18 protein-coding genes are annotated in these 22,827 nt (G+C 72.9%); 16 read left to right on the forward strand and 2 right to left on the reverse strand.

Annotated features, from left to right (window positions below; translation table 11 throughout):
- Positions 1-235: 235 nt before the first annotated feature.
- Positions 236-1,579, reverse strand: coding sequence for a COG1470 family protein (locus ACWGN5_RS27280; RefSeq protein ID WP_453519819.1), 1,344 nt, complete (start codon positions 1,577-1,579; stop codon positions 236-238).
- A gap of 234 nt (positions 1,580-1,813) precedes the next feature.
- On the opposite strand from ACWGN5_RS27280, the gene ACWGN5_RS27285 reads away from it, so the two are divergent.
- From ACWGN5_RS27285 to ACWGN5_RS27300, 4 genes are all read left to right on the forward strand, one after another.
- On the forward strand, positions 1,814-2,506 hold the full coding sequence (locus tag ACWGN5_RS27285) for a LuxR C-terminal-related transcriptional regulator (RefSeq protein ID WP_453519821.1): 693 nt from the start codon (positions 1,814-1,816) through the stop codon (positions 2,504-2,506).
- 170 nt (positions 2,507-2,676) lie between these two features.
- On the forward strand, positions 2,677-5,835 hold the full coding sequence (locus tag ACWGN5_RS27290; RefSeq protein WP_453519824.1) for a hypothetical protein: 3,159 nt from the start codon (positions 2,677-2,679) through the stop codon (positions 5,833-5,835).
- Positions 5,832-6,539, forward strand: a complete 708-nt coding sequence (locus ACWGN5_RS27295; RefSeq protein ID WP_453519827.1) for a DUF4255 domain-containing protein — start codon at positions 5,832-5,834, stop codon at positions 6,537-6,539. Before ACWGN5_RS27290 ends, ACWGN5_RS27295 begins: the two co-directional genes overlap by 4 nt.
- A complete protein-coding gene (locus ACWGN5_RS27300; RefSeq protein WP_453519829.1) occupies positions 6,536-8,635 on the forward strand; it encodes an AAA family ATPase in 2,100 nt (699 codons plus the stop codon). The genes ACWGN5_RS27295 and ACWGN5_RS27300 overlap by 4 nt, the downstream gene beginning before the upstream one ends.
- Positions 8,636-8,651: 16 nt before the next feature.
- Here the strand turns inward: ACWGN5_RS27300 and ACWGN5_RS27305 are convergent, their stop codons facing one another.
- Complete coding sequence (locus tag ACWGN5_RS27305) at positions 8,652-10,682, reverse strand: eCIS core domain-containing protein (RefSeq protein WP_453519832.1); 2,031 nt, start codon at positions 10,680-10,682, stop codon at positions 8,652-8,654.
- A gap of 244 nt (positions 10,683-10,926) precedes the next feature.
- Between ACWGN5_RS27305 and ACWGN5_RS27310 the strand changes: the two genes are divergently transcribed.
- From ACWGN5_RS27310 to ACWGN5_RS27365, 12 genes are all read left to right on the forward strand, one after another.
- Complete coding sequence (locus tag ACWGN5_RS27310; RefSeq protein ID WP_453519834.1) at positions 10,927-12,480, forward strand: phage tail sheath family protein; 1,554 nt, start codon at positions 10,927-10,929, stop codon at positions 12,478-12,480.
- Between the two features lie 41 nt (positions 12,481-12,521).
- Positions 12,522-12,962 carry a phage tail protein gene (locus tag ACWGN5_RS27315; protein WP_041127466.1) on the forward strand — a complete coding sequence of 147 codons (441 nt, stop codon included), beginning with the start codon at positions 12,522-12,524 and terminating at the stop codon, positions 12,960-12,962.
- Positions 12,959-13,450 carry a hypothetical protein gene (locus ACWGN5_RS27320; protein ID WP_453519837.1) on the forward strand — a complete coding sequence of 164 codons (492 nt, stop codon included), beginning with the start codon at positions 12,959-12,961 and terminating at the stop codon, positions 13,448-13,450. The genes ACWGN5_RS27315 and ACWGN5_RS27320 overlap by 4 nt, the downstream gene beginning before the upstream one ends.
- Positions 13,447-13,605, forward strand: a complete 159-nt coding sequence (locus ACWGN5_RS27325; RefSeq protein WP_453519839.1) for a DUF6760 family protein — start codon at positions 13,447-13,449, stop codon at positions 13,603-13,605. The genes ACWGN5_RS27320 and ACWGN5_RS27325 overlap by 4 nt, the downstream gene beginning before the upstream one ends.
- Before the next feature lie 1,942 nt (positions 13,606-15,547).
- A complete protein-coding gene (locus tag ACWGN5_RS27330; protein WP_453519840.1) occupies positions 15,548-16,483 on the forward strand; it encodes a hypothetical protein in 936 nt (311 codons plus the stop codon).
- Between the two features lie 29 nt (positions 16,484-16,512).
- Positions 16,513-16,938, forward strand: coding sequence for a phage tail protein (locus ACWGN5_RS27335; protein ID WP_453519843.1), 426 nt, complete (start codon positions 16,513-16,515; stop codon positions 16,936-16,938).
- Positions 16,939-16,989: 51 nt separating this feature from the next.
- Positions 16,990-17,712: a CIS tube protein gene (locus tag ACWGN5_RS27340; RefSeq protein ID WP_453519846.1), complete on the forward strand. Its 723-nt coding sequence runs from the start codon at positions 16,990-16,992 to the stop codon at positions 17,710-17,712.
- On the forward strand, positions 17,709-19,532 hold the full coding sequence (locus tag ACWGN5_RS27345; protein WP_453519848.1) for a VgrG-related protein: 1,824 nt from the start codon (positions 17,709-17,711) through the stop codon (positions 19,530-19,532). Before ACWGN5_RS27340 ends, ACWGN5_RS27345 begins: the two co-directional genes overlap by 4 nt.
- Positions 19,533-19,555: 23 nt before the next feature.
- Complete coding sequence (locus ACWGN5_RS27350; RefSeq protein WP_453519850.1) at positions 19,556-19,873, forward strand: PAAR domain-containing protein; 318 nt, start codon at positions 19,556-19,558, stop codon at positions 19,871-19,873.
- The gene (locus tag ACWGN5_RS27355; protein WP_453519852.1) at positions 19,873-20,295 is read left to right on the forward strand and encodes a GPW/gp25 family protein; all 423 of its coding nucleotides are present in this window, start codon (positions 19,873-19,875) and stop codon (positions 20,293-20,295) included. Before ACWGN5_RS27350 ends, ACWGN5_RS27355 begins: the two co-directional genes overlap by 1 nt.
- Positions 20,295-22,256: a putative baseplate assembly protein gene (locus ACWGN5_RS27360; RefSeq protein WP_453519853.1), complete on the forward strand. Its 1,962-nt coding sequence runs from the start codon at positions 20,295-20,297 to the stop codon at positions 22,254-22,256. Before ACWGN5_RS27355 ends, ACWGN5_RS27360 begins: the two co-directional genes overlap by 1 nt.
- A complete protein-coding gene (locus ACWGN5_RS27365) occupies positions 22,253-22,825 on the forward strand; it encodes a phage tail protein (protein ID WP_453519855.1) in 573 nt (190 codons plus the stop codon). Before ACWGN5_RS27360 ends, ACWGN5_RS27365 begins: the two co-directional genes overlap by 4 nt.
- Positions 22,826-22,827: the final 2 nt, after the last annotated feature.

Genomic DNA, 22,827 nt, shown 5'->3' on the forward strand with positions numbered 1-22,827 from the left:
GCCCCCCGCCCGCCCCCCCCCCCGCCCCCGGGGGCCCCCCCCCCCGCCCCCCCGGCGGCGGCGTCTCGCGTCGGAGGGCCCACCCCTCCACGCGTTCCCGATGACGCGCCATGTGGAATGTCGCGAGTAACTTGCTTTTGAGACCCGGGTTATCGATTTCCGGCCGAAAGAGATATCGAGCTTTACAGATGTAGGCACCAATGACCGACAATGAGCCGGAAGAAGAACGTCCGATTCACTCGGTGGTGCGGCTGAGCGTTCCGCTCACATTGAGGACTTCGTGGCATTCCTGCGCCTGCCGGCCCGTGGCCGGTGTACCGGGCTTCGTACAGGTCACGTTGATGGTCACCGTGTCGTTCTCCGATATCTTGATGGGGGTGACCCAGTGGTAGTCCTGGTTGCGGAACGTCTCCAGCGCGATCGTGGTGATCTTACGGTCGCCGAAGGTGATCGTCATCACCCCTTCGTCGCCCTGGAAGTTGGCGACGACGATGTCCGTGACCCCGAAGACGCTTTTCTCCGGCACCTTGTAGGTGCCGGTCCTGGTCTGCCCGGTGCCCGTCTTCAGGTCGATGGTCGCCGAGCTCTGCTGACCGGCGCCGGTCGCGGTGCCGCCCTCGGTCGAGGAACCCCCGCCCCCGCCCGACCCGGTCGCCGCCCCCGATTTCTGGCCGCCGCCGGGCTTGTTGTTCGTGCCGGTGCCGGGGGACTCTCCGCCCGTCCGGTCGGCGGTCGGGGTGGCACGTGGCCGTACCGCCTCGGTGGCCGCCTCCTCGGCGGCGCTGCGCACCGCGGGACGGACCAGCGCGAACCAGGCGAGCAACAGCGCGAGCAGCGCGGCGAGCACGGCGAGCAGCCACTTCGGGAAGATCGGTATCTGGACGAACTCCGCGTCCAGCGGCGGCCGGACGACGGGCTCGTCCGGGCCGGCCTCCGCGGTCTCCTCCTGCTCGCCGGTCTCGCGGGTGTCCACGGTGAACGGCCGGACCACGGGGTTGCCGAACCACACCGGCCCGGCGGTACGGACCCGCAGCCGGACCTCCGTCGACTCCCCGGGTTCCAGCTTCGGCTCCGCCGGGGCGAAGGCGAACCCCAGTTCCTCGCCGGCCTGGCCGGGGGCGAAGCGCACCTGCACCGGGGTGTTGCCCTGGTTGCGCACGGCCAGCAGATAGCGGCCGCGCAGCCAGCCACGCCGGCGGCGCGGGGTGAGCTCGGTCTTCAGCTCGTGGAACTCCCCGACGTGCACGGTGGTTTCGAGGACCTTGACCGACTCGGGGTGCTCGTTCGGCAGGACCCGGATGCCGAGGGGCGTCTCGCCGGCCCGGATCTCCGGGGAGCGCGGTGGCGCCAGATGGAGCGTCACCGTCTCGGAGGTGCCGGGGTAGAGGGAGACGCGCTCGGGTTCCACGGTGGTCCAGGCGGCGCAGTCGCCGACGACCTTCAGGTCGTACGCCTCGACGATGTCGCTGTCGTTGCGCACGGTCAGGCTGGTGGTGGCGATGTCACCCGGCGTCACGATCACGGCCGGGATGTCGAGGCCGGGCGCACCGGGCCCGGAAGAGGCTGCGGAAGGCGTCACGCCGTCACCGTAGGAAGGTGCCCGGGAGGCGGAGGAGGGACGGGAGGGCAATACGCGGGCAGTGACGCTGCCCGGCAAGCCTCTGTCAACTCCCAAGTAACGATGGGCTCTTACTGTGGTGAGCCGCCTTCGGCGCACCACTGACCCGTGATCGCCTCGCGTTGTACCACTCAGCCCCCCACTGACTCATGAAAACAGGTATCCATGTTCCGCGCAGAGGAGAACGGTCCTGTCATGTCCGACACCACGACACGTGATCTCGTCCAGACCGGCTCGATCCACCGCACCTCTCGCTCCGGTGGCCCGACCCGGGCGAGCGTGGCCGTCTACGCAGCCGACCCCGTGCTGCGGGTCGGTGTCGTCCAGCAACTGCGCCAGCGCCCCGAGGTCGAACTGGTGGACGATGCCGAGGCGGAGCGGGCCCAGGTCTCGCTGGTGGTCGTGGACGGCATCGACGACGACGTGGCCGCCCTGCTGAACCGGCTGCGGTACAACAGCGCCACCCGCACCGCCCTGGTGATAGGCACCCTCGGGGCCGGCGGGCTGCAACGCGTCATCGAGTGCGGTGTGCCGGTGGTGCTGCGCCGCGCCGAGGCCGATCAGGACCAGCTCGTGCGGCTGGTCCTGGCCGCGGCCAACGGCGAGGGGGTGCTGCCCGGCGATCTGCTCGGCGAGCTGCTCAGCCACGTCGGCAATCTCCAGCGCTCGGCGCTCGACCCCGGGGCCCTGTCCCTGTCCACGCTCACCACGCGCGAGGCGGACATGCTGCGCCTGGTGGCGGAGGGCCTGGACACCGCGGAGATCGCCCGCAAGACCTCGTACTCCGAGAGGACCGTCAAGAACGTCCTGCACGAGATCACCACGCGGCTGCAGCTGCGCAACCGGGCCCACGCGGTGGGCTACGCGCTGCGCAACGGGCTGATCTGACAGGCCCGTTGGACGGACCGCCCGACGGTGGAGGGGAAGGCGGCGGTGCCCGAAAGCACACCGCGTGCTTCCCCCGGGTGCGGCCCCCGAGCCCTGCCGTCCCGCGCGCGGCCGGTGGACGGTGGCGGGGGCACATCCAGATGCCGCACCGGACTGCGAAGGGGACCGTGATGGAAACCGCTGGCCCCGGCGGGTGGTACCGCCCGGGGAGAGTCGGCGCCTCGCTCCTGCTGCTGATCCCCCTGCTCGGGGTGACGGCGGCGGCCGGGCCGGGCAGCGCCGAGCCCGCGGCGGCTGCCGACGCCGCGGAAACCCGGGTCGCGTACGCGGGCACCGGCCACCGCAGCCTCGGTGAGGTCGCCTCCACCACCTCCAGCACCCCGCTGTTCGGTGACGGCCCGGTCCACTACGACACGCAGCCGTCCGCCCTCGGCGACCGGATGGTCTTCGCCGGCCGCCGCGACGAGAAGGACCCGCAGATCTATCTGCGGGCCGCCGACGGTTCGGTACGACGGCTCACCAGCGGCATGGACGCGGCGCACCCCCAACTGACCCCCGACGGCCGGTCGGTGGTGTTCGACGCGGCCGAGTCCGCGGGACCGGGCGGCGGGACCCAACGCGACCTGTGGCTGGTGCGCACCGACGGCACCGGCCTGACCCGGCTGACCGACACGTCCGCGAACGAGGAGGACCCGACGGTCTCCCCCGACGGGCAGCGCGTCGCGTACGCCGACGACAGCGACCCACTGGTCGGCCGGCAGATCCACGTCCGGGCCCTGAGCGGTGGCACCGCCACCCGGATCACCGATCCCGCCGACGGCACGGCCTCCGAGCCGGCCTGGAACCCGGTCGACGACGACGTCAACCGCGACTGGATCGCGTACACCGCCACCACGACCGTCAACGGGCAGTCCGTGACCCGGCTGCGGATCACGAACGGGACCGCCGACGAGCCGCTGTTCGGGGGCGCGCAGGCAACCTGGCGGGCCCACGGGGCAGCGTGGCTGCCCGACGGGGACGGTGTGCTGTTCCTCAGCCCCGAGATCACCTGTGAGTGCGAGGGCGACTGGGACCATGTGTTCCGCTCGACCGCCCACTCCGACCAGGTCCCCTCGCTGGTGCTCAACGAGGACCGGAACGTCCTGTCGCCCACCTGGCTCGGTTCCCTCGACGGCGGCGGGGCGGTGGTGGAGCGCACCTCGGCGGCCGACCCGCACGTGGTGACGCTCCAGGACGTCCGGATGGACGGCTCCGACCCACGCGATCTGGGGCCCACGATCCTCGACGAGGATCCCGCGGCCGACACCAACACCGACCCCGCCAAGGACCCGCTGTTCCAGCCCGCGGCCGGCCACGACCCGTGGACCGAGCGGCAGAACTACACGCCCGACGGCCGCCGGATCGTCCTCACCCGCTTCGAGGACGGCGCCGACGGCCGGATCGAGCGGATCTGGACGGCCGACGCCGACGGCTCCGACGCGGCGCCGCTGCCGCTGGCGGGACGCGGCGCGAACGACTGGGACACCGACCCGACGCTCTCCCCGGACGGCAAGCAGCTCGCCTTCACCCGGACTTCGCCGGGCGGCGTCGGTGACGCGGCCGGAGCCAGCCGCATCCTCGTCGCGGACGTCGCCACCGGCGCGATCACCGGCGAGGTCGTGCCGCCGGCCGGACAGCTCCAGGGCCAGGACGCCCAGCCCACCTGGTCCTCCGACGGCACCACCCTGGCCTTCACCCGGAACATGGAGATCAACGGGGGCGGCGGCAACAAGCACGTGTGGACCGTGCCCGTGAACGATCCGACCCGGCAGCGCGACCTGAGCGCCGCCGACTGCCCGGGCGACTGCGAGGTCATCGACGACAGCCCGGCCTTCTCACCGGACGGGCGCGGCATCGCCTTCAACCGCAAGAACGGCGCCGGCCGGATCGACGAGGAGAACGGCATCCTCCTGACGTCCGTGTCCGGCGGCGACTGCCAGGTGCTGCTGCCCACCGCCGCCCGCGGCCGGTCCGGCGCCTGCGGCCGGGAGCTGCCGGACACCACGATCACCGGGCCGCACCAGCCGCGCGACGCCGCCTGGACCGCCGACGGCAGGAGCCTGGTCTTCAGCTCCCGCGCCGAGGCCGCGGTCAACAGCCCCGAGAAGCTGAGCCTCCTGGACGTCGACTCCGGCGACATCACTCCGCTCACCGCCGAACTCGCGGGCCGCCAGAAGGAACCCACCGTCCAGCAGTCCGTGGACCTCGCCGTCCATGCGCCCGGCACCACGCCGGAGGTCACCGTCGGCGACTCCACCACGGTCCGTGTCGACGTGGTCAACAACGGCCCCGCCGCCTCGCCCGGCACCCGGCTGACCGTCGCGCCGCCGACCGGCGTGCGGGTCACCGGGATCAGCCGGCCCGGCGGCACCTGCGACGCCTCCTCGCTCCAGTGCGACCTGGGCGTGGTGGAACCCGGCACCACCGTGCCGGTGGACGTCACGCTCACCGGAGTCACCCCCGGCGACGCCCCGGTCGACTGGTCGGTCACCGGTACGGTCCTGGACCCGCAGCCCAGCGACAACGCGGGCCGGACCGTGGTCCCGGTGCGCGAGGCGACACCGCCCCCCTCGACCCCGCCGCCCACGCCCACCCCGACCCCCACCCCGCCGCCCACGGTGCCCCCGGAGCCCGAGGAGCCGAAGGCCGGGCCCGGGGTCCGGGTCACGGCCCAGCCGAACCCCGGCTATGTCGGCGGGCGCGTCGTGGTGACGTACACCGTCCGCAACGGCCGCAACGCGCTGGCCACCGGACTGCGGCTGAAGATCGGCCTGCCCCCGGGGCTGCCCCACAGCGGGCCGCCCGAGGGCTGCGACCAGAACGGGGTGTGCGCGCTGCCCGACCTCACGCCGGGCGCGAGCACCGTCGTACGGGTCGTGCTCAGCCCGAAGAAGGCGATGACCGGCCAGGTCACCGGCGTGCTCACCACCACCGGCACGGACGCGGACAAGAACGACAACACGGCCGAGGAGCGGCTGCGCATCCTCCAGCCGCGCATCGTCGCGGTGCCGGACATCGGCAAGCCCGGCTTCGTCACCTCCGTGCGCGGCAAGGACTTCCCGCCGGGAGTGCCGGTGACGTTCACGTGGAACCCGGGGATCACCGCGGCCGCGGCGCCCACGATCCCGAAGACCGACGGCACGTTCATCGGCCAGCTGCTCATCCTCGCCAAGGACCGGACCGGGCCGCGCACCATCACCGCCGCCGGACCCGGATTCTCCCCGGTGAAGACCGACTTCCTGGTCGTCACCGGCACGGTGCAGCCGCCGGACGAGGTGACCCGCCGGTGATCCACGAGGTCGACGAGGGCCTGCGGCGGCTGCTCGCCGAGAGCGGTCTGGAGGCATCGGGCATCGAGGTGGTCTTCGACGCCCCCACCAGGGACTGGGCGGCCCGACGCAGCGCCCCGACGGTCTGCGTCTTCCTGTACGACATCCGCGAGGACGCCGTACGACGCGGTACCGGTGCCGGGGAGGTGTACGACGAGGACGGACACCTCGTCGCCCGGCGCTCCCCGCCGCGCTGGTTCCAGCTGACCTATCTGGTCACGGCCTGGGCGAGTCGCCCGCAGGACGAGCACCGGCTGCTGTCCCAGGTGCTCGGCGCGCTGGTCGCGCACGACACGGTGCCCGCCGGGCTGCTCACCGGCTCGCTCGCCGAACTCGGCCTGACCGTGGGCCTGGATTCCGCCGGGACGGGCATGGACGCGCCGGCCGCCGCGGACGTCTGGTCGGCGCTCGGCGGAGAGCTGAAGGCGTCGCTCGGGGTACGGGTGCGGGCACCGCTCGCCGGTGTGACCAGGGCCGCCGCGCCGCCCGTCACCGAAGGCCTCGTCGTGCGCTCCGCCGCCGCCCGCGAGGGCGAGGAGACGAGCCCGGGCCGCCGGCTGCGCTACACGGAGGCCACCGACCCCGGCCCCGACGGGTTCACCGGGCCCCGTGAACGGCCGCCCGCCCCGGCGCGCAGGCGGCGTAGGGGGGATCGGCAGGCGTGACGTACACCGTGGAACCCGCGGTCGGGGGCGGTGCCGGCGCGGGAGGGGACACCGGTGTGGATCCCCTGTGGGAGCGGCTCGGTGCCGTCGAGGCGCGGGTACGGGAGGCCGTGGCGGTACGACGGTCCGCGGACCCCGATCCCGACGATCCCTACCGGGGCCAGTACCTCACCCCGGAAGCGGCGGCGCGGATCCTGGACGAGCCGGGTGGGCTGGACATGCCCGCCCAGGGACTCTGGCAGCCGCCGGCGGGGTCCGCGCTCGACGGACTCGTCCGGCGGTTCGGGCTGTCCTCGCTCGACCTGGACCTGCTGCTGGTCGCGATGGCACCCGACCTGGACGCGCGGTTCGAGCGGCTCTACGGCTACCTCAACGACGACCTGACACGCCGTCGGCCCACGGTCGGGCTCGCGCTGGAGCTGTGCGGACTCGGCGGCGCCTCGCCCGCCCGGTTCCGCCTCGCCCCCGGGGCGCCGCTGATCGCACACGGTCTGGTGGAGGTCACCGAGCCGGAGCGGCCGCCGCTGTCCCGTGTCCTGGCCGTCCCCGACCGGGTCACCGCGCACCTCCTGGGCGGCACACGGCCCGACGCCCGGCTCGCCGGTGTGCTCGGCGAGGCCCGGGAGGACCCGACCGCCGAGGCCGCGGACGTCCACCGCGCGGCGGCCGCGGCCGGCACCGGCGTCGGTCTCGTCCATCTGCGCAGCCGGGGCGGCGACGCCGAGGGGCTGGCCACCGCCGCCCTGCACGCGGCCGGACTCGGCCCGCTCGTCCTGGACGCGGTGGCGCTCGCCCGGCGCTCGGCCGACGTGCCGGCACTCGCCCGGGTGATCGCCCTCGAAGCCCGGCTGACCGGCGCCGGTGTGGTCCTCGGCCCGCTGGCCGCGTTGCCCGGAGAACCCGCCGAACGAGCCCGAACCCTCTCGTCGTTGTGCGCCGAACTACGCGGCATCCCCCTGTTCACCCACGGCACGACCGGCTGGGATCCGGCATGGGCGGCCGACACCCCCGTCGTGCTGAACGTCGAGGCACCCTCCCCGGAACGACAGGCCGCACGCTGGCGCCACGCGCTGGACCGGGCCGCCGGTGACGCCGTGACCGGTGACGTCGAGGCGCTCGCCCGGGCCGTCGCCGCGCATCGCCTGGACTCCGGGCAGCTGCGCCGGGCCGCCGACGCGGCGGTGCGGACAGCCACCATCGAGGGACGGCAGGTGGGCCCCGACGATCTGCGCACCGCCGTACGGGCGCAGAACGGCGCCGGGCTTGACCGGCTCGCCCGGCGCGTCGAGCCGGGGGTCGGCTGGGACGATCTGGTGCTGCCGCCGACCACCCACCGCCGGCTGCGTGAACTCGCGCTGCGCGCCCGCCACCGCGAGCAGGTGCTCGGGCAGTGGGGGATGCGGCCCGGCGGCGGCCGGGGCCGCGGTGTCATCGCGCTGTTCGCCGGCGAGTCGGGCACCGGCAAGACCATGTCCGCCGAGGTCGTCGCCGCGGACCTGGGCATGGACCTGTACGTGGTGGATCTGTCCACGGTCGTCGACAAGTACATCGGGGAGACCGAGAAGAACCTGGAGCGGATCTTCACCGAGGCGTCGGCGGTCAACGCGGTGCTGCTCTTCGACGAGGCCGACGCGATCTTCGGCAAGCGCTCGGAGGTGAAGGACGCCCACGACCGGCACGCCAACATCGAGTCGGCGTATCTGCTGCAGCGCATGGAGTCGTTCGACGGGATCGCGGTGCTGACCACCAACCTGCGGGCCAACCTGGACGAGGCGTTCACCCGCCGCCTCGACGTGGTCGCGGACTTCCCGGTGCCGGACGCCGGCCAGCGCCTCGCCCTGTGGGACCGGTGCCTGGGCGACCGGCTGCCCCGGGGCGACGACCTGGACCTCGCCTTCTGCGCCGACCGCTTCGAACTGGCCGGCGGCTCGATCCGCGCCTGCGCGGTCACCGCCGCCTATCTCGCGGCCGAGTCCGGCGAGCCGCTCACCATGGGGCAGACGGTGACCGCGATCGCCCAGGAGTACCGCAAGCTCGGACGGCTGGTCCTGGAGGGCGAGTTCGGGCCGTACCTGGCGCAGGCCGCCGGCGTCTGAGGCGACCGGTCCGGGGTCAGGACCTGGACCTCCTCGTGGCCTTGCTGAGGTCCACGCTGTTGGGCAGCATCGCCTGCGGACGCAGGAGGTCCTTGAGGAGGAACGTCATCAGCTCCGTGCCGGACATGCTCTTCAGCCGGTTCGCCAACGCGGGATTGGCGTCCTCCATCCGCATGATCTCCAGCACCGCCCGGTCCACCAGGCCGGGAACGATGTCCCTGCCCCTCAGGGTGTTGGAGCGGATCCGCTCCTTGTACTCCTTCTCCTTCCGGTGGCCGGCGCCGTAGGTCATCGTGCTGAACCGGTCAGCCGCGACCTCGCCCTTGACGACGGGGAGCAGGCCGGCCCGCTCCGGGTCCGTCTCCTGTGCCTTGGCCTGCGTGACGAGGTCCGTCATGTCGAGGTCCGTCTTGTTCATCCCGCGGTCGAAACTCCGCACGGGCCGGGAGAACTTCTGGGGCATCTTGTCCATGCGGGTGGGCAGTTCACTCTTGAAGGCCGTGGGTTCGGTGGGGGCGGCCTTGATCACGGGATACTCACGCTGGGCGAAGTCGCTGAGCATGAGCCAGCCCTGGGACTCCAGGGGCGAGTCCGCGAGCGGGATCTCGAACCGGACCTTCCCGAACCGGGTGTCGCGGAACTCGCTGCCCGGTGCCTCCAGGAAGAAGAAGACGAAGCCCTCGTTCGCCAGGACGTGTGCGTCGTAGCCCCCCGAGTTGTTGGCCGCGTCGGGGTCGTCCTTCATGAGCTCCGTCTTCGACTTGATCTGGTTCGCCTGCGACAGCAGGTCGGCCCGGGCCTCGTCCTTGGTGTAGTGGCACAGCACGCTCTGCCGCAGCGCGGCCGTCAGGTTCCGTTCGACGCCGCTCATCCAGTCCTTGCGCCCGCGGGTGTTGATCTCGTTGGCCATACCGGCCCGGTTCATCTCGGAGAGTTCGCGGAAATAGCTCGGCCCGTTCATGGCGAACGCCACGGCGCTGTCGGCCCAGGTCTCCTCGTTCCAGAGCAGGCCGCGCGCGGTCATCGCCTCGAAGGGAGCGCGTGCTTCGGCGGGGAAGTCGGCGTCCCTGCCGATCTGTTCGGTCACCAGGTTGTTCTCGGCCTTGAGAGCCGCGCGGGCCTGGGTCAGGAAGTGCCGGGCGGCGCTCCCGGACTCCGCGGTGAGTTTCTCCTCGGCGCTGCCGACCGCCACCAGCAGTGTCACCAGCGCCATCGCACAGTGCATCGGGTCGCGCCGGGGATCCGCGTCGTACGCCTTGATGCCCTCGCGGATCTCCGCCAGCTCGGGAGACTCCTGCGCGGGCGTGCTCCCCCAGGCCTTGAGGAAGGTCTTCAGGGGGTTGCCGTCCGACCCGACCGCCGGCAGCTTGTCCGAGAGCGCCTCATGGCCCTTGCGCTGGATCACCGCCGCCCCGGAGGGCACCGGCCCGGAGTGCTCCGCGGTGCGCCCTTCCGCCCGCTGCACGGGTGCGGGCCCCGCCATGATCCGGTGCGCGTTCGCCTCGGCCTCCCGTTCGAACCGGTCCGAAGGGTCGGAGACGCGCAGGCCGTTGCCGTGATCGGTGCCCGCGACCGGCCCCTGCCGCTGCTGGACGACGTGGGTGAGTTCATGGGCCAGGGTGTGCTTGTCGCCGCCACCCTCGCCGAGGACGACATGGCTGCCGGAGGTGTAGGCACGCGCGCCGACGGAACGGGCCGAGCGGGCCGCCGAGGCGCCGGTGTGCAGCCGTACGTCGGAGAAGTCGGTGTCGAACCGGGACTCCATCTCCTGGCGGACCGGCCCGGCGAGGGGTCGGCCCGCCGAACGCAGGACGTCGTGCACCTCGGTGCCGGGCTGCTCCGGGGCTTCTGCCGTGCGCGCGCGGCGGGCGATCATGCCGGTCGCCGCGGCGTTGCCCGCCGTGCCCTGGGCGGCCTGGAGCACGGCGGCCGTGAGCGGGGGCGGTACGGCGGCGCCGTTCCCGGACGTCTCCCGTCGGGCGCCGGCCTGGCCGCGGGCCGGTTCCTGGTCCTCGCTCCGGCCGGTGCGCGGCTTGGAAGTCTGCACCTGCTGCCTCCTCGTCGGCGCCCATGCTGCGGCTCTCCAGTTCATCGCGGGGGCGAGCGGAGCGTCCAGGTCCGAAGGGGCAGCGCGAGGGCAACGGCGGGCGACGTCGGGACGGTCGATCCGGGGCGTCCGTAAAGGCAGGCGTATTGCCCTCGGGCAGGTCCGCAGGTCCCTGCCGCTCCGCCGGTACGCCGCGCAGACTCGGCCTGGACACAGGTGACCGCAAGGACGTTAAGGAGCGAGCATGCCGACGTACCTCACCCCGGGCGTATACGTGGAGGAGGTGCAGTCCGGTGCCCGACCGATCGAAGGGGTCGGCACGGCCGTCGCCGCGTTCGTCGGCTTCGCCGAGAAGGGCCCGTTCCACGTGCCGACGCTGGTCACCAGCTGGGACCAGTATTCCCAGGTGTTCGGCGGCTTCACCGAGGGCACCTATCTCGCCCACGCGCTCTACGGGTACTTCTCCAACGGCGGCGGCGCCGCGTACGTGGTGCGCATCGGCGGGGCGGCCGAGGCCGCCCCGGGCCCGTCGGCCCATGGCGGCCGGCAGCCGAAGGCGGCTGCGCCGGTCGAACTCGGCGGCTTCCTGATCGCGGCCAGGCCGGGCGTGACCAGGGTGTCGGTGGAGGTCGCCGACGTGGACGGCGAGAACCCGCCGGAGGACCGCTTCAAGCTCCTGGTCCGGCGCGGCGACGAGGTGGTGGAGACGTACGACGCCTCCCCCCGCAAGAACGTCAAGGGCTACCTGGTCACCCAGGCCCGCGCCTCCAAGCTGATCGAGGTCACCGAGCAGCGCGGCGCCACCCAGGCCAAGCCCGCCGCCCAGACCCTCGCGATCCCTGACGCCGCCGGCGCGCCCGCCTCCGACGGCTCCGGTGTGCCGGCACGCATCGACCCCGCCGAGTACGTCGGCGACGCGGCGGCCCGTACCGGGTTCGGCGGTCTGGAGACCATCGACGAGATCACCATGGTCGCGGTGCCCGATCTGATGGGCGCCTACCAGCGCGGCGACATCGATGCCGAGGGCGTGCGCACCGTGCAGCTCGCCGTCATCTCGCACTGCGAGCAGATGGGCGACCGCGTGGCCGTCCTGGACGCCCCGCCCGGGCTCAACGCCCAGCAGGTGCGCACCTGGCGCAACGACGAGGCGGGCTACGACTCCCGGTACGCCACCCTCTACTACCCGTGGGTGCGGGTCTTCGACCCGGCCCTCGGACGCAACACCACCGTCCCGCCGAGCGGTCACGTCGCCGGAGTGTGGGCGCGCAGCGACGCCGAGCGCGGTGTGCACAAGGCGCCGGCGAACGAGGTGATCCGCGGCGCGGTCGACCTCGAACTCCGACTCAGCAAGGGCGAGCAGGACCTGCTCAACCCGATCGGCGTGAACTGCATCCGGGCCTTCCCCGGCCGCGGCATCCGGATCTGGGGCGCCCGCACGCTCTCCTCCGACCCGGCCTGGCGCTACCTGAACGTACGCCGCCTGTTCAACTACCTGGAGGAGTCCATCCTCCTGGGCACCCAGTGGGTCGTGTTCGAGCCCAACGACGACCGGCTGTGGTCCAGCATCCGTCGCAACGTCACCGCGTTCCTCACCGAGGAATGGCGCAGGGGCGCGCTGTTCGGTCGTACCGCCGACGAGGCGTTCTACGTCAAGTGCGACCGCGACAACAACCCGCAGGAGTCCATCGATCAGGGCCGGGTCGTCTGCGAGATCGGCGTCTCGCCGGTCAAGCCCGCCGAGTTCGTGGTCTTCCGGCTGGCCCAGTTCTCCGACACCACCAGCCTCATCGACGAGTGATCCGCGAGTCCGGTTCTGTAAGGAAAGGTTGACAGACAGTCATGGCAACGGGCGATGCTCTTTCCACTCACGTCTTCGGCGTGCAGCTCGGCGGATACCTGGTGGAGTCCATCCAGGAGATCAGCGGGTTCACCGTCGAAGAGGATGTCGTCGAGGTCAAGCAGGTCACCGCGGAGGGCAAGCAGATCATCCGCAAGCAGCCGGGTGCCCGGCAGGCCGGTGAGATCACGATCACGCGGGGACTCGACCAGAGCAGCGAGTTCACCCAGTGGATCAAGGAGACCCTGAACAACGGCGCCGTCAACACCGCGCGGCAGAACCTCACCATCGAGATCAAGGACACCGAGGGCAACACCGTCCGCCGTATCCAGCTGATGCAGGGCTGGGCCTCCAAGTGGGAGGGCCCCTCCCTGAAGGCGGGCGAGTCGTCCCCGGCCACCGAGTCGGTCACGATCACGTTCGAGGAGATCGTCGTCGAATGAGACGCCGTACGGTGACAGCGGGCAGCCTGGAGGATCTCCTCCAGGTCGCGGCGCCCGCCCAGGCGCCGGAGCAGACGGCGGCCCCCGCCCCGCCGCGCCGTGAGGACGACAACAGCGGGCTGCGCACGGAGTTCGAGTTCGAGCTGCCGCGCGGGTACGTCGACGAGGCGGGCACCGTGCACCGGTACGGCTCGATGCGGCTGGCCACGGCCCGCGACGAACTGCGGCCGCAGATCGACCTGCGGGTCAAGGAGAACCCGGCGTACCTGAGCGTGGTGCTGCTGAGCCAGGTGATCACCCGGCTCGGCACGATCACGGATGTGCACGCCGGGATCGTCGAGCGGATGTACGCCACAGACGTGGCGTTCCTCCAGGACTTCTACCGCCGCGTCAACAGCGAGGGCCACACCCGCGCGGCGGTCACCTGCCCGCACTGCGAGGGCGGCTTCGAGGTCGACCTCTCGGGTGGGCGCCTGGGGGAATCGTGACGTACGCCCTTCCCCGGCTCCGGGAGGAGATCGCGTACATCGCCTACCACTTCCACTGGGAGCGCGAGGAGATCCTCGATCTCACGCATGGTGAACGCCGGCAGTGGGTGACCGAGATCGCCCGTATCAACACCCGTATGAACGAAAGCGGTTGAGTAGATGGCATGGCGGGACAGGCTGCGCCGCCGCGCCGGGGCGGGCGGGTCGGGGGCCCGGGGCTCCGTCGTGCCCGGGGGCTCCGATGCCGGTGGCGACGGCGGCGCGGATCCTTCGGGTGCATCGGGTGCATCGGGTCCTGTGGGTTCCTCCGTACCCGGCGACTGGGACGGTGGTTGGCGCCGCACCGCCGCACCTCGGCTGACGGTCTCCCGTGCTCCGTTGGGCGTGAGTGACGGCCTCACCTTCCGCGCGGCGCTCGCCGCCTGGCAGAACCCGTCCTTCGACAGCGGGCTCGGGCATGCGCTGCTGCCGACGGCTCCCGCTGGGCTGGTGCGGGGTGTGGCTCGCCCGGCCGGCCCGCGCGCTGTGAGCGTTGACGGGGGGCCGCTGGTTCTTCGGGCGGTGCGGACGGAAGGGGGCGAGGAGTCGGAGGACGGGGCGCAGGGGGATTCTCGCTCGAAGTCGAAGTCGACGTCGGCGTCGGCGTCGGCGTCGGTACGTCCGTCTCGTGACATCGCGTCGCCCGTGGTTTCCCCCAGTGTCCTTTCCTCCCCGGCTCCCGCCGTCCAACGGGCCGTTGCTCCGCCGGCCGCCGCGCCGATTCCGCTCGTGCGACGTGTCGCGGTGATCCCCGGGGCGGTCGGACCGTCCGTCCAGCGTGCCGCGAAGGGGGCGCCGGAGACGGGTGCGGAGGTGTCCCTCCCCGCCGTCCAGCCACGGTCGGTGAGGCCCCACTTGACGGTCGCCCCCCGGGTGACGGGGCCAGTACGCCATGTCCCTGCCCTGAGGTCTGCGGTGGTCGCCGAGACGGCCGCACCGAGCACGCCCGGACAACGTGCGGCAGACCGGCCGCCGTTGGGTGCGCCGCCGGCGGAGGATGCCTCCGCCGTGCCTGCGGCGGGACCTGTGCCTGCTGTGGGACCCGTGCCCGGTCCGGTGCTTCCCGTGGTTCAGCGGCAGGTCGAGGACGCGCGGAGTTCCTCCGACGGCCCCGCGCCGAGCGCTGCCGTGCAGCGTGCGGGAAACCGGCCGCCGTTGGGTGCGCCGCCGGTGGAGGATTCCTTCGTCGCGCCTGCTGTGGGACCCGTGCCTGCTGCGGGACCCGTGCCCGGTCCGGTGCTTCCCGTGGTTCAGCGGCAGGCCGAGGACGCCCGGAGTTCCTCCGACAGCCCCGCGCCGAGCGCTGCCGTGCAGCGTGCGGGAAGTCTTCCGACGTTGGGTGCGCCGCCGGTGGAGGACGCCCGGAGTTCCTCCGGCAGCCCTGCGCCGAGCGCCCCCGTGCAGCGCACTGGAAGCCGACCCCCATTGGGTGCACCGCTCCCAGAACTGCCGTCCACGGCCGCGCCGTTGGTGAAGGACACCCCGGCCGAGCCCGTATCCGGTCCAGTGCTTCCCGTGGTTCAGCGGCAGGCAGAGGACGCCCAGGGTGCCTCCGGCGGCCCCGCCCCGGGCCCGTCGTCGGGTCCGCAGCGTTCCGGTGCGCGTGCGCGTGTGCGCGGCGGCCTGGGGGCGCCTCTGCCCGCGATGCCGGCCAGCGCCGGTCTGCCCGGCTCCGCCGCGTCCGGGGCCCGATCCTCCCGTACGGCGTCCGGGCCCGGCATCCAGCGCACACCGGCATCGCCCGCGCCGGGCGGGGACCGTACGCCGCCCACGGAGCCCGCCTCGGATACGGCACGCCACGCACCGTTGCTGGGGTCGGTCGACGTCCAGCGCCACCTCGCGGACCACCCGGCGCCCCAGGGCGGCAGCCCCACGGACCACGGAACCGGCCCAGCCACGCCGTTGGTGACGCCGTCCCAGGGCGCGGCGTCTCAGGCTCCGGCGGGCACAGTCGTACGGCCCGGGGCGGTGCACCCCGGTCCCGGTCCCGGGGACGGACGTCCCCCGAGCCCCAGCGGCCCGGCCCCGGTCGTCGTTGCGCGCCGCGCGGCCGAACCCATGGCAGGCGCTCGCCCCGCGACCGGATCCACCGGCGGCCCCCGCACCGCAGCCCCCTCCCTCCCGGTGGCCCGCCGCACCCTCGCGCTGCTGCCCGCACGGCCCCTCACCCTCAGCACCCTGGCGCCGGAAGGCCTGGCACCGTCCGCCGCGTCGCGCCCCGTCGGCGGTCCTCCCGTGGTGGCGGCGCGTTGGAGCGGGCGGGACATCCCCGGCGGCGGCACCCCCGCAGCGTCCAACCGGTCGCCCGCGCACCCCGCACACCCCGCGCCGCCACCGTCCGCGGGCGCCGCTGCGACCCCGCCGGTCCAACGAGCCGTGACCGCGCACGCGCCGCACCACCCGGGCGTACCGGCAACCGGCTCGGCCGTACGAGCGACCGGCGCCCCCGGTGTCGTCCAGCGAGTCGTCCCGCTCGTCAAGCCCGCACCGCCCGGCGGGGGAGTGCCCGGTACGGCGGCGGTCCCCCCGGCGCGGCCCCTGCCGGTCACGCCCCCGATGACGCCGCCCCTCGCGAATGGCCCGTCGACAGCCGTGGCACAGGCGGCGCCCATCCCCGTGGTCCGGCCGCGGGTCGTGACACCGGTCGCCCGATCGGCGAGCGGCGGCGGCAACGGCCCTGCGGTGCCCGAGGTGCAGCGTGCGACATCCGGCTCGGGCAAGGCCGTACCCGACGTACCCGACGTACCCGGCGTGTCCAAGGGCGTACCGGCGATGGCGGTGCCCGCGGCGCGTGGCAAGCAGCAGTACTCCGGGACGGCCTCCGCCTCCGCGTCCGGCCGGCGCACGGAGCGGTCCGCCGACGCGGCGCAGGAGCCCGGTCTCGACCTGGACGACCTCGCGCGTCGCCTGCTCGACCCGATGGCCCGCCTGCTGCGCACGGAACTGCGGCGCGGCCGGGAGCGTACGGGCCGCCCCTACGACGGACGCCGCTGAGGGCACGGCACGGAACGGATGACGGACGGATGACGGACAACATCTTCGCGAGCAGCGTGTTCTTCCGGCTCGCGATCGGCGGCAATGATCTGGGCGCCTTCCACACCTGCTCCGGCATGGGTGCCGAGGTGGAGATCGAGACCTATGCCGAGGGGGGCAACAACGGCTTCACCCATCACCTGCCCGGCCGGGTGACCTGGTCGAACATCACGCTCACCCGGCCGGTCACCGCCGACACCGCGAAGATCGCCCGCTGGCTCGACGAGACGCTGAAGCGGGTGGAGCCCAAGGACGGCGAGATCGTGGCGCTGCGGCCGGATCTGTCGCGGATCATCAGCTGGCAGGTGTTCGGGATCGTCCCGGTGCGCTGGCAGGGCCCGTCCTTCGACCCCAGCAGCTCGCAGGCGGCGGTGGAGACCCTGGAGATCGCCCACGAGGGACTGCGACCGTCCTGACCATCCCTCGCGTCCCCGTCTCCGTACAGCGCCTCGGAAAGGAATCCGGCCATGTCCCCAGCGTCCCGCTCCAGTCGGGCCAGGGCCCAGCTGACGTTGAAGGAGCCCCCGGCCTCCGTCGGCGCCAAGCCCGGCGGGACGCTCGCGCGGCTGAACCTCCAGTTCAACCCGTCCACCCTGGAGTTGCGCAAGACCACCGAGTGGCGGCGTTCTCCGTCGCGGATGGCGGAGGAGTCGGCGCTGCCCGAGTTCGTCGGCAGTGGCCCGCGCGAGCTGAGTCTTGAGGTGTTCCTGGACGCCACCGCCACCCACGACAACTCCGTGGAGCAGGCGGTGGAGAAGCTGATGAAGGCGTGTGTGCCGACGAAGGCGAGCCTGGGGCGCAAGAAGCCGGCGAGCCCGTGGGTGCGGTTCGAGTGGGGCAGTGCGCGGACGACGTCGTTCGACGGGGTGCTGTCCAGCCTGTCGGTGACGTACACGCTGTTCGACGTGGACGGCAAGCCGCTGCGGGCGACCTGCCGACTGTCGATCGAGGAGGCGAGCGTCGGTCCGGCGGGGCAGAACCCGACGTCCGGCTCGCGCACCGGGCGCAGTACGCACATCGTCGTGGCGGGCGACAGCCTGGCGCTGCTGGCGTGGCGGGAGTACGGCGACGCGACGGCCTGGCGCGTCATCGCGGAGGCCAATGACATCGACGACCCGATGGCGCTCGTGCCCGGCAGCGAACTGGTGCTGCCGGCGACGAGCGACGCGGGCACTGAGGAGGAGCAGTGAGTGGCGGGGCACGGGACGGCCGGTCCTTCGCGGCGGATCCCATCGTGGAGATGCCCGGCGAGCTGCCGCCCGTCTGGGCCGCTCAGCTGGTGAGCTGCGTGGTCGACGAGAACGTGGGCCTGCCGGACGCGGCGGTTCTCACGTTCCGCGATCCCGATCACGAGTTCCTGAAGAAGACCGGCATCACCATCGGCACCCCGCTCAGGGTCTCCGTGGTCACCGTGACCGGGCAGGCGCGCGAGCGGCTGTTCAACGGTGAGGTGACGGCCCTGGAGGTGGACCGGGACCGCACCGGCTCGTTCACGGTGGTGCGTGCCTACTCCAAGGCGCACCGCCTCCAGCGCGGCCGGAAGGTGGTGGCGTACCGGAACATGACGGCGGGGGCCATCGTCCGCAAGGTGGCCGCCGGGGCGGGCCTGGCCTGCGGCACCGTGCAGGCCGCGCCGGTCACCTACCAGCAGCTGTCCCAGGCGAACGTCTCCGACTGGGACTTCCTTCAGTTCCTGGCCGCCGAGAGCGGCGCGCACGTGCGTGTCGACGACAAGGGGCTGCTCCAGTTCACCAAGCCCCAGAAGGCGTCCGGGGCGCCCGCGCCGTCCACGTCGGCTGCTCGGAACCCGATGGTGCTGGAGTACGGGCGCAATCTGCTGGCGCTGCGGGCCTCCTTGTCGGCGGCGGACGGCGCGCAGCAGGTGGAGGTGCGCGGCTGGGACGTCACCACCAAGCGGCCCCTGGTGGCCCGGCAGCCGTCGGTCGACAGCGACACGGTGGTGCCGGGGCTGAGCCCGGCGCTCGCCGCCCGGTTCGGCAAGGCGTCGAAGCTGACCGTCACCGACACCCCGTACCGCACCCAGGCCGAGACGAAGGCGGTCGCGGACGCGGTGGCCGGTCAAGTGAGTGCGGGCTTCGGCGAGTTGGAGGTGCTGGCCGAGGGCAACCCGATGCTGCGGGCGGGCAAGCCCCTCGCGCTCGGCAACGTCGGGCAGGCCTTCTCCGGCAAGTACACGGCGACTGCGGTGCAGCATGTCCTCGAACCGCACGGCGGATACCGTACGACGGTGTGGGTGAGCGCCAGCCCGGACCGCTCCCTGACCGGCCTGGTCACCGGCGCCAACGCGCCCTCCCGGGGACCGCGCATGCCGGGCCTGGCGATCGGCGTGGTGACGGACGTGCGCGAGCCGGCCGGCTCCGAGCGCGGCGCCGTGAAGCTCAGGTTCCCCTGGCTGGACGACACGTACGTCACCGACTGGGTGCGCACCGTGCAGTGGGGCGGCAAGGGCGGCGGCGGGGTGGTGAGCCCCGAGGTCAACGACGAGGTGCTGGTCGGCTTCGAACAGGGCCTGCTGGACAGCCCGTACGTCATCGGAGGGCTCTACAACGGCGTGGACAAGCCCTCGCCGCACGACGTCCCGCTGATCGACAAGACGACCGGAAAGGTCAACCGCCGTTCCATCGTGTCGCGTTCGGGGCATCGCGTGGAGCTGCTCGACGCGCGGGCACCGGGACGCTCCGGGGTGCGGATGATGTCCGCCGACGAGCGCCTCGAGGTCTTCCTCGACAACCGGCGGGACCGGATCGAGATGACGGTGTACGCGGGCAAGAGCCGGCAGGTGCTCAGCTCCGTCGTGCTCGACAAACAGGGCATCACCCTGGACGCGGGACGGGGGAACGTGAACGTGTCGGGCGCCAACGTGGACATCAACGGCAGGGTCGGGGTGAAGATCGGCGGCCGCACGGTGGATGTCACCGGCGCCACGGGCGTCACCGTCGACGGCGGTCTGCTCGGAGTCCTCAAGGCCAAGCTCATCCGCATCAACTGATCACCCTTCGAGAGGAGCTCCCCATGCCCGCCGCAGCCCGTACCGGCGACCCCACCAACCACGGCGGGGTGATCGCCACCCCGCCGCCCGCCGCCGCCAGGGCGGTCGCGACCGTGCTGATCGGGGGCCGGCCCGCCGCCGTCGTAGGCAGCCTGCACACGTGTGCGATGCCGCCGCACCTCGCCCTGGGACCGGCCAACGTGATCACGCCCAACCCGGCCGGTCTCACCTCGGGACAGGTCCTCATCGGCGGGCTGCCGGCCGCGCGGGCCCGCGACCAGACGGCGTGCGGCGCGGTGATCGTCACCGGCGCCCCCGACGTTCTGATCGGAGGCGTGTGATGAGCGAGCGGTTCATCGGCCGTGGCTGGGCGTTCCCGCTGCGCGTCGGCCCGACCGGCGGGATCGCCCTGGTCGAACGGGAGCGGGAGATCGAGGAGGCGATCCGCCTGGTGCTCGGCACCGCGCCCGGCGAACGCCCCATGCGCCCCGAGTTCGGCTGCGGCATCCACGACTACGTCTTCGCCCCCGGCGACGGCGCCACCGCCGGCCGTATCGCCCAGCAGGTGCGCGAGGCACTGGAGCGGTGGGAGCCGCGGATCTCGGTCGACGACGTGGTCGTCGCCTTCGACGCGGTCGAGGACGGCACCCTCTACATCGACGTGCACTACACCCTGCGTTCCACCAACGACCGGCGCAACCTGGTCTTTCCCTTCTACACGATCCCCTCCGAGGAGGGGGCCGAGGAAGCAGGCGCGGCCTGATGGCGCTGCCCTCCCCGAACCTGGACGACCGGCGGTTCCAGCAACTCGTCGACGAGGCGAAGCGATACGTGCAGCAGCGCGCCCCGGAGTGGACCGACCACAACGTCTCCGACCCGGGCGTCACTCTGATCGAGACGTTCGCCTACCTGGTGGACCAGTTGCTGTACCGGCTGAACAGGGTCACCGAAAAGAACTACACCGCGTTCCTGGACCTGTTGGGCATCCGGCTGTTCCCGCCGACCGCGGCCGGCGCCGACGTCGACTTCTGGCTCTCGGCACCGCAGCCCGACACCGTCGCGCTGCCGCCGGGCACCGAGGTGACCACCGCGGGCGCCGAAGGCGACGAGGCGGTGGTGTTCACCACCATGGACGAACTGCGCATCCTGCCCAGCGAGTTGACCCGTCTGGTGACCGCTCCCCGAACCGGTGAGCAGAGCGACCGGACCGGCATGCTCGCCGACGGCCTCGACATCCCCTGCTTCCAGACGACGCCGGAGCCCGGCGACGCGCTGCTGTTCGGACTGCCGACCGCGGTGCCGCGCTGCATCGTCGCCGTACGCCTCGACAGCCGTGTGGAAGGCATCGGTGTGGACCCGCGCCAGCCTCCGCTGGTGTGGGAGGCGTGGGACGGCGGCGGCTGGCAGCGGTGCGAGACCGGCGACGACACCACGGGCGGCCTCAACCGGCCCGGCGAGATCACCGTGTACGTGCCGGCCGGGCACACGGCGTCGGTGATCGGCGGGACCCGGGCCGGCTGGCTGCGCTGCCGCGTCATCGAGGCGGAGCCGGGCCAGCCGTTCTACTCGGAGTCCCCGACGGTGCGCGAGGCGGCGGTGTTCACCGTCGGCGGCACCATGTCCGTCGAGCACGCCGAGACGGTGACCGACGTACCGCTCGGCACCTCGGAAGGGGTCGCCGGTCAGACCTTCCGGCTCGGCCGCCCGCCGATCCTGCTCGACGCCGAGCCTCCCGTGGTGGAGGTGTCCTCCGACGAGGGGTGGCAGCGCTGGGAGGTGGTCGAGCACTTCGGCCGCTCCGGACCCGACGACCGGCACGTCCGCGTCGACGCCACCACCGGCGAGTTCGGATTCCCCCCGGCGCTGCGCGAACCGGACGGCACGCTGCGGCAGTGCGGCGCCGTGCCGCCCAAGGGCGCCCAGATCCGGGTCGCCCGCTACCGCACCGGCGGCGGTCCCGCGGGAAACGTCGCCCGCGGTGCGATCTCCGTACTGCTCAGCTCCGTTCCGTACATCGCCCAGGTCACCAACCGGGAGGCGGCGCGCGGCGGGGTCGCCGGGGAGACCGTCGAGAACGCCCGGCGACGCGCCCCTCAGGCGCTGCGGATGCAGGACCGCGCGGTGACCGCCGAGGACTACGAGATCATCAGCCGCCAGGCCGCGCCCTCGGTGCGCCGGGTCCGCTGTCTGCCGGCCGCGGACGCGCCGGGTGCGGTACGGGTCCTGGTGGTGCCGGACGCGGTGGCCGACGAGGCCGACGACCGGCTGCGCTTCGAGCAGCTGATCCCGTCCGACCAGGTGCTCTCGGCGATCACCGCGAGCCTCGACGAACGGCGTCTGATCGGCACACGTCTCGTGGTGGAGCCGCCGGTCTACCAGGGCATCACCGTGGTGGCCCGCCTCTCGGCGGCCCCCAGCGACACCGACAAGGTCCGCGAGGCGGCGCTGGACGCCCTGTTCCGCCACCTCAACCCGCTGGTCGGCGGCCCGGACGGCACCGGGTGGCCGTTCGGGCGACCGGTCCAGTACGGCGAGATCTTCGGTGTCCTGCAACGCGCCACCGGCAACGCGCTGGTCGAGGAGATCCGCCTGTTCCCGGCCGACCCCGTCACCGGCCGCCGCGGCGCCCCGACGGACCGCATCGACGTGGGTCCGGGCGCGCTGGTCTTCTCGTACCAGCACCAGGTGGTCGTGACGGGGGTCGGGGCGGAGGGGCGGGGATGAGCCGCGCCGCGATACCCGGGCTGCCGAGCAGGCACCCGATCGGGGAGCAACTGCCCGCACTGTACGCCGACGACGACTTCGCGCAGCGGTTCACCGCGGGGCTCGACACCGTTCTCGCGCCGGTGTTCTCGACGCTCGACAACCTGCCCGCCTACCTCGACCCCCGGGTGACGCCGGTCGACTTCCTTCCGTGGCTGGCGTCGTGGGTGGGCGCCCCGGACGATCCGCACTGGCCTGTGGAACTGCGCCGGGAGGCGGTCGTCCGCGCGGTGGAGCTGTACCGGTGGCGGGGCACGAAGCGGGGGCTGGCCGAGGCCCTGCGCCTCGCGCTTGGCGTGCATGCCGAGGTGAGCGGCGACGGTGGGGCGGCGTGGTCGAACACCGCGGGCTCCGACCTGCCGCCGGAGCCCGCCGCCGAGCTCCTGATCCGCGTCCTTCCGGACCGCGGGTCGGGGACCGGACGGCTGGACGTGGACAGGGTGCACGAGATCGTCCGGGCCATGTGCCCGGTGCACGTGGCGTTTCGGGTGGAGGTCCTCCCCGGCCCGCCCACCGAGGAAGGGAACTGACG

This window comes from Streptomyces sp. NPDC055815 (genome assembly GCF_053616475.1).